At 62.1% G+C, this 5280-nt stretch carries 5 protein-coding genes and 1 pseudogene; 1 reads left to right on the forward strand and 5 read right to left on the reverse strand.

Annotated features, from left to right (window positions below):
* Positions 1 to 44: 44 nt before the first annotated feature.
* The 5 genes from AWC19_RS03225 to AWC19_RS31510 form a co-directional block, all read right to left on the reverse strand.
* On the reverse strand, positions 45 to 623 hold the full coding sequence (locus AWC19_RS03225; protein WP_085076655.1) for a cytochrome P450: 579 nt from the start codon (positions 621 to 623) through the stop codon (positions 45 to 47).
* Between the two features lie 344 nt (positions 624 to 967).
* The gene (locus tag AWC19_RS03230; RefSeq protein ID WP_085076656.1) at positions 968 to 1231 is read right to left on the reverse strand and encodes a hypothetical protein; all 264 of its coding nucleotides are present in this window, start codon (positions 1229 to 1231) and stop codon (positions 968 to 970) included.
* A gap of 205 nt (positions 1232 to 1436) precedes the next feature.
* Complete coding sequence (locus AWC19_RS28760) at positions 1437 to 1832, reverse strand: hypothetical protein (RefSeq protein ID WP_142280941.1); 396 nt, start codon at positions 1830 to 1832, stop codon at positions 1437 to 1439.
* Between the two features lie 1040 nt (positions 1833 to 2872).
* A complete protein-coding gene (locus AWC19_RS03235) occupies positions 2873 to 3670 on the reverse strand; it encodes an SDR family NAD(P)-dependent oxidoreductase (RefSeq protein WP_085076657.1) in 798 nt (265 codons plus the stop codon).
* A 288-nt stretch (positions 3671 to 3958) separates the two neighbouring features.
* Positions 3959 to 4537: a transposase gene (locus AWC19_RS31510; RefSeq protein ID WP_142280942.1), complete on the reverse strand. Its 579-nt coding sequence runs from the start codon at positions 4535 to 4537 to the stop codon at positions 3959 to 3961.
* A gap of 24 nt (positions 4538 to 4561) precedes the next feature.
* On the opposite strand from AWC19_RS31510, the pseudogene AWC19_RS03240 reads away from it, so the two are divergent.
* A pseudogene (locus AWC19_RS03240) lies at positions 4562 to 5128 on the forward strand (alcohol dehydrogenase catalytic domain-containing protein); the annotation flags it as partial.
* Between the last annotated feature and the right edge of the window lie 152 nt (positions 5129 to 5280).

Consider the following 5280-nt stretch of genomic DNA (forward strand, 5'->3'; position numbering starts at 1 on the left):
CAGAAAATCCCAACGCACCGCGAAGGGGGGGCCAAAACTAGCCGTCACACTGGGGCCACTTCAAGTTGACATTGCCAATCGGTAGCCATCTGCACGCGCACCGCGTACTCGAGGTTGGGATCGACCAGGCTGAACGGGGCGATGGACCAGCGCACCACGGTGTCGATGTCCAGATCGTCGGCGCCAAGTATCGCCGTAATGACCTTGATCGGAAGGGGTACGGCGAACCGGCTCACGAACTCGACGCGGCCGTCATCGACGAATCCGTCAATCAATTCAGTCGTGAACTTCTCCATAATGGGTTGATATTTGAGCACCGTTTTAGGTGTGAACAGGCGCGCGATCGGGCGTCGATGCTCGGTGTGCGCCGGCGGATCATTGTTGATCAGGCCCGGACAGGACTGCGGATATCCCTCCGGTAGGCGGGACTTGACTTCCTCGGGCACCTCGCCTGGCTTGTTAGCAAACTGGGACGTAAAGGTCCGCGTATCGCGCAGAACTTCGCGGCACAAGTCCTCGGTCAATACGAAGAACATCTGAAGTGCCGGAATAAACTGCACGGGGTTGTCCTCCGCGAGCGCCCGAAACGCTTCATCGGGGTTGAGGAGATGCGCGGGATCCATCGGGTTGTAATTGTCCGCGGTAACCGGACACGACGGAGGAACCCCCGATGGCACAGCGTCGGATTCAGTCGTCATGTGATCGCTTTCTATTCGTACCCACGACCGGGTTGGCGCGGATTGCAGCTCTCATTCCGCCGACCCTCCTGGAGTGGGACCCTACGGTTCGTCCGACCGTCACATTGAATGCGAAATCCAAGGAAAATGTACGCACAGGACGCGGTGGTCGATTCGTCGGTGACGTCGTAGCCAAAGCCGATGATGGACGGCCACGACACGCGTCGTGCACGCGATTTGGTCAGGTCCCGGAGGTCGTCCACGTCCAGCGACACCACGGACGGCTCGGTCTAACGTAGCGTCACGCCGCGAACATTGATGATCGATCTGGTGGCGACCCATGACCGGTTGACCCTGGGAGTCTCTAAGTGCGAATTGCAAACGTTGCAGTCCGAGCCACCCTCGTCGACAGTGCCGGATTCGGGTCGGACGTCGAGCAGGCCGGCGACGGCAAGTTTGCCTCGCAGCTGCTGACACTTCGAGTAGTGGGACGAGGTCGACGACCCGACGATCTCGAGCTGGTCTGCAGGCTCGACGCCGAAGTCCTGCAGCATGGGGCCGCACCCGCGACATGGTTTTCGCGGTCCCTGAGCTGATCGGATGGATCTCCGCGGTAACAGCGGTGCGCGGAGAGTTCTGGGCAATCACGATGACGCACGGCGAGCTCGCAATCGGCATCGTTGGTGGCACCGGTCAGACCGGTACAGCGGTGGCCAACGCTTTGCGCGGCACCGGATCACGGGTGCTGTCGCTGTCGCGTCAACCACCCCGGCAACGGGACCGCTGGCTGGCGACACCAAGTCGACGCAGGCTCGCTGCCAGGGCGGCAACGTGATCGATCAGCTCGGTCCATGACACAGTCCGCGCGTGCTGAGGGTCCTCGTTGAGGTCGACGATCGCCACGGTCGACGAGTTGGCTTTACGGAGAATGTGATTCACGTAGTTCGTGGCCGATCCGGGAAACCATTGCGCGCCCGACATACTCGCCTCGCCGAGGACGACCCGGCCGCGCACGCCGCCGACGGCGAAGTAGTCCCAGAGCAGCCCCCAAAACTGGTCGAGATGGCCTACCGACCAGCGATCGCAGCGTTGCGTAATCCGGAATCTCGACGTTACGCGCCCACACGAACCGCGCGAAGTCGCGGACGCGCGCATTTCTCGCGATCAGCGGCGGTCGGCGTCCACTGAGCCTCTGGCCGGGGGTGTAAACAAGCTGTCTGCGGTCATGGTGCCGTTTTGTAGTGGCGCCTGTACGTCCATAGGGGGCTGTGTCGGCCTGCAGTTGATGCTCGACGCGCGGCACCGTGTCCTCAGCGCAGTCCGACCAACGCGTCGGTTGGTAACCCCGACGATTGGCGTGATCGGGCACGAACTGCGCGCACCACGGGCACCACCGCCGTGTTCTGCGCCTCGGCCAAACGGTGCTTCGCGCCAGGATTCACCGACCGCGAATTCGTCGTGAGTTCGAACTTGTTGCAAGCGCTGCTAGACACCGATGCGGTGGGGACGCACTGGTGTGTGAGGCTTTAGCCGACTTCGATGTCAGCTCCCGACTTACCGAGATCAGCACACCGGTCCTGTGCATCGCGGGAGCCCACAACAAGCCGACACCGCCACAAATATTAAAGCGTGTTGCGCTGGGAATGCATCGAGTCATCTCGAAGTAATTTCTGCCGTCGGTCATTTGCCCGCAGCAAGACCCCACCCAGGTAGCTAGGTTAATCACTGAAACGGCAACGCCGCCCTGGCTGCGGGCTAGGTCGGCGGCAACTAAATACTGACCAGTGCGCGGCAAAGTGGGTTTTCGGTTGCCGTTGAGGCTTGAGAACGAAACTGCGTACTTCATCCCGGGGGCAAGACCCGTAACTTAGGCACACATAGGACCGCCTGTCATCCCAACCTTTGAACAAAGTCCGGGTTGGCGTCATCAATAACTTAAACTCACCGTGCCCGCAATATGTGTTGCCCTCGACCGTGATCACACACGTCGTCGACTCGTAAGTCACATAGTGCCGCGGCGGCAGCGGGCGTTGCGCCTGTCCGGCGGGGAACTGGATGGCCGCCGTGAGGCCGTAGTGAACGGCGCGGTTTCCGTTGTACCAAGCGATGTAATTATTGCCCGCGCCGGGAATGTCACCGGCGCACCCGAAGCTTCCCCACGTCACGATGTATTCAACTAATCCGAAGACCCTTCACTAATTCGTGCGACCCCTCGGCCCCGGCCAAATAATTCCGGACATGCCACCGTCAACCGCAACATCGGTGCCGGTTATGTAGGAAGCGTCATCGGAAGCAAGGAACATTGCTGTATTCACGATCTCCTGCATCTCTGCGGGTCTGCCAAGCGCCGCAGGTCCCCAAAGCGCCGCCATCTCCGGCGAGTTCGGATCACTGAACGGTCCCGGAGCGTTGGGATTGTTGACGACTCCCGGGCTGATACTTATCGAGCGAATGCCGTGGGGCGCGCCTGCGGCGGCGAACATGCGGGCCATCGCTTGCACGCCTGCGTTGGCAACTCCGTGCGCAACGTCTGGAAAGATCGCCAGCTCCCGGTGCGCGGCGACCGATGACACACTGACGATGACGCCCCGCTTCTGACTTACGAAATAAGGCCATACCGCGCGCGCAGCAACATATCCAAGGGTGAGTTCGTTACGAATCGTGAAGTCCCAGTGGTGCATCGTAGCTTCGTCGAACGGTGCAACCCCGACGGCTGCCGCATTGTTGTACAGCACGTCGACCTTGCCCCAGCGTTCGATTGCCGCACCCACCCATCGTTCCGCTTCGATGGGTTCTGCGAGATCGATCGGCTCGACCGAGATCATGTCTCCACCAGCGGCGATCACTAGCTCGGTGGTTTCCTTCGACTGGTCGACGTCGATGTCACAGCCGACGACAGCGGCGCCTTCTTTGGCAAAGGACAGCGCGGCCACCCGCCCCTGGCCACCGCCAGTACCTGAGATCAGAACTACCTTGCCCGCGAACCGGCCCATGACATGTTCCTCCTTGCATTTTGATTTGTATTGCGCCTTCGGACCGTCCGCCGAAACGTATGGGGCGCACGGCGATGTTTTGAGCCCGTACGATCACCCGCCCCCCATCCGGCCGACCTCCGCGAACGTCGGTCACCGCCGGGCAGGGATCGACGTTCGCGTACTCGAATTGGTCGGGGGTACCTACGACAACCACCTCAGGGTCGACACGACTGGCACCCATCGTGGTCTCCCTCTCCAGGTCATCAGGTCACAATGCGCGACGACGCGACGACTGTGCGCCGATCATCAGAGGTCGGGCCTGCCGCGCGACCTGCTGTTGCCGCAGGGAACGTCTGCGGTTCTGCCGTCATCAATCTCCTCTGGTAGACCCCTAAGCGCCCGCACGGTGCTCCCGCACTCAGCGCCGCTGAAACAACTAGCGACCACCGGCGTATCGGCCTCCACCGGCGATCCGTCACGGCACGAAGTCGCTCTCGCCACCGTTGAGCATGCCTCTGGCAGCGAAATCGACCGAAAATTCACTTCGACAGACCGTGCCGCAGGCGGAACAATGCTCGGCGAGCCGGGGTCGGAGGGTGAAGCCCTCACGGGCGGCGCCAGCCGAAAGGTCCATGCATTGTTCAGGTCACCCAAGGTCTCAGCAACCATCACCCACCACAATTTGGTGCCTCGCGCTCGACGCTTCTTGACGGTCTGCGGCTCAAACGTCGCCGCCCGGTCATTCGGAACGTCGAGCTCTACGGCGCCGGTGGTAGCGGTCAACACCGACTTGGCTCGGGTGCCGTTGCCGATTTCCGTCCCCGCACCGGCCGCTAGGATTTCGCCTTCCGGGGTTGCGTGGTGTAACCGACCGCAAGGAGGCATCGTGCAACACACCGTGCGCGCGCCATCGCCCGCTCAAAGAACGCGGCCGTTGAGGTCGTCGACATCTGCATCCCCCACCCGGGCCGTCACGACGTCGTAGTGCGCGTGCAAGCTTGCGGCGTCTGTCACAACGACCTCACCTACCGCGACGGCGGCATCGACGACGACTTTCCGTTCCTGCTCGGGCATGAAGCCGCAGGCATCGTCGAATCGGTCGGGCGGGACGTAACCCAGTTCAAGGTGGGCGATTTCGTGGCGCTCAACTGGCGCGCTGCGTGTGGCCGCTGCCGGGCCTGTCGTCGCGGCAAGCCGTGGTACTGCTTCGACTTCTTCAACGCACCACAGCCAGTCCTACTCGACGACGGCACCGAGCTGACATCCGCGCTCGGCCTTGGCGCCTTCGCCGAGAAGACTCTTGTTCACGAAAGGCAGTGCACCGTAGTCGATTCCGCGGCTGACCCCGCCGTAGTAGGGCTGCTGGGCTGTGGAGTGATGGCAGGGCTGGGGGCGGCCATCAACACGGGCAACGTGTCACCCGCAGATTCTGTAGCCACGATCGGTCGCGGCGGCGTGGGTGATGCTGCGATCGCTGTCGGTTCTCGACGAAGCCTGTGTGCAGTCTGACGGAGTAGGGCGGCCTCTATGCAAAGCCTGCCCTGGTTGGTTAGAGCAGTGTGGTGTTGGGTTCGAGGCCGAGCAGGTGGCGGCCGTAGAGTTCTTGGGCGCTGGTGGGTTGTTGCAGC

Origin of the sequence: Mycobacterium palustre (assembly GCF_002101785.1) — a bacterium.
GTDB lineage: Bacteria > Actinomycetota > Actinomycetes > Mycobacteriales > Mycobacteriaceae > Mycobacterium > Mycobacterium palustre.

Excerpts from the sequence above, each read along its gene's own strand:
- AWC19_RS03230 (WP_085076656.1), bottom strand. The coding sequence starts at position 1,231 with ATGCTGCAGGACTTCGGCGTCGAGCCTGCAGACCAGCTCGAGATCGTC.
- AWC19_RS03235 (WP_085076657.1), bottom strand. The coding sequence starts at position 3,670 with ATGGGCCGGTTCGCGGGCAAGGTAGTTCTGATCTCAGGTACTGGCGGT.
- AWC19_RS28760 (WP_142280941.1), bottom strand. The coding sequence starts at position 1,832 with ATGCGCGCGTCCGCGACTTCGCGCGGTTCGTGTGGGCGCGTAACGTCG.
- AWC19_RS03225 (WP_085076655.1), bottom strand. The coding sequence starts at position 623 with ATGGATCCCGCGCATCTCCTCAACCCCGATGAAGCGTTTCGGGCGCTC.
- AWC19_RS31510 (WP_142280942.1), bottom strand. The coding sequence starts at position 4,537 with ATGCCTCCTTGCGGTCGGTTACACCACGCAACCCCGGAAGGCGAAATC.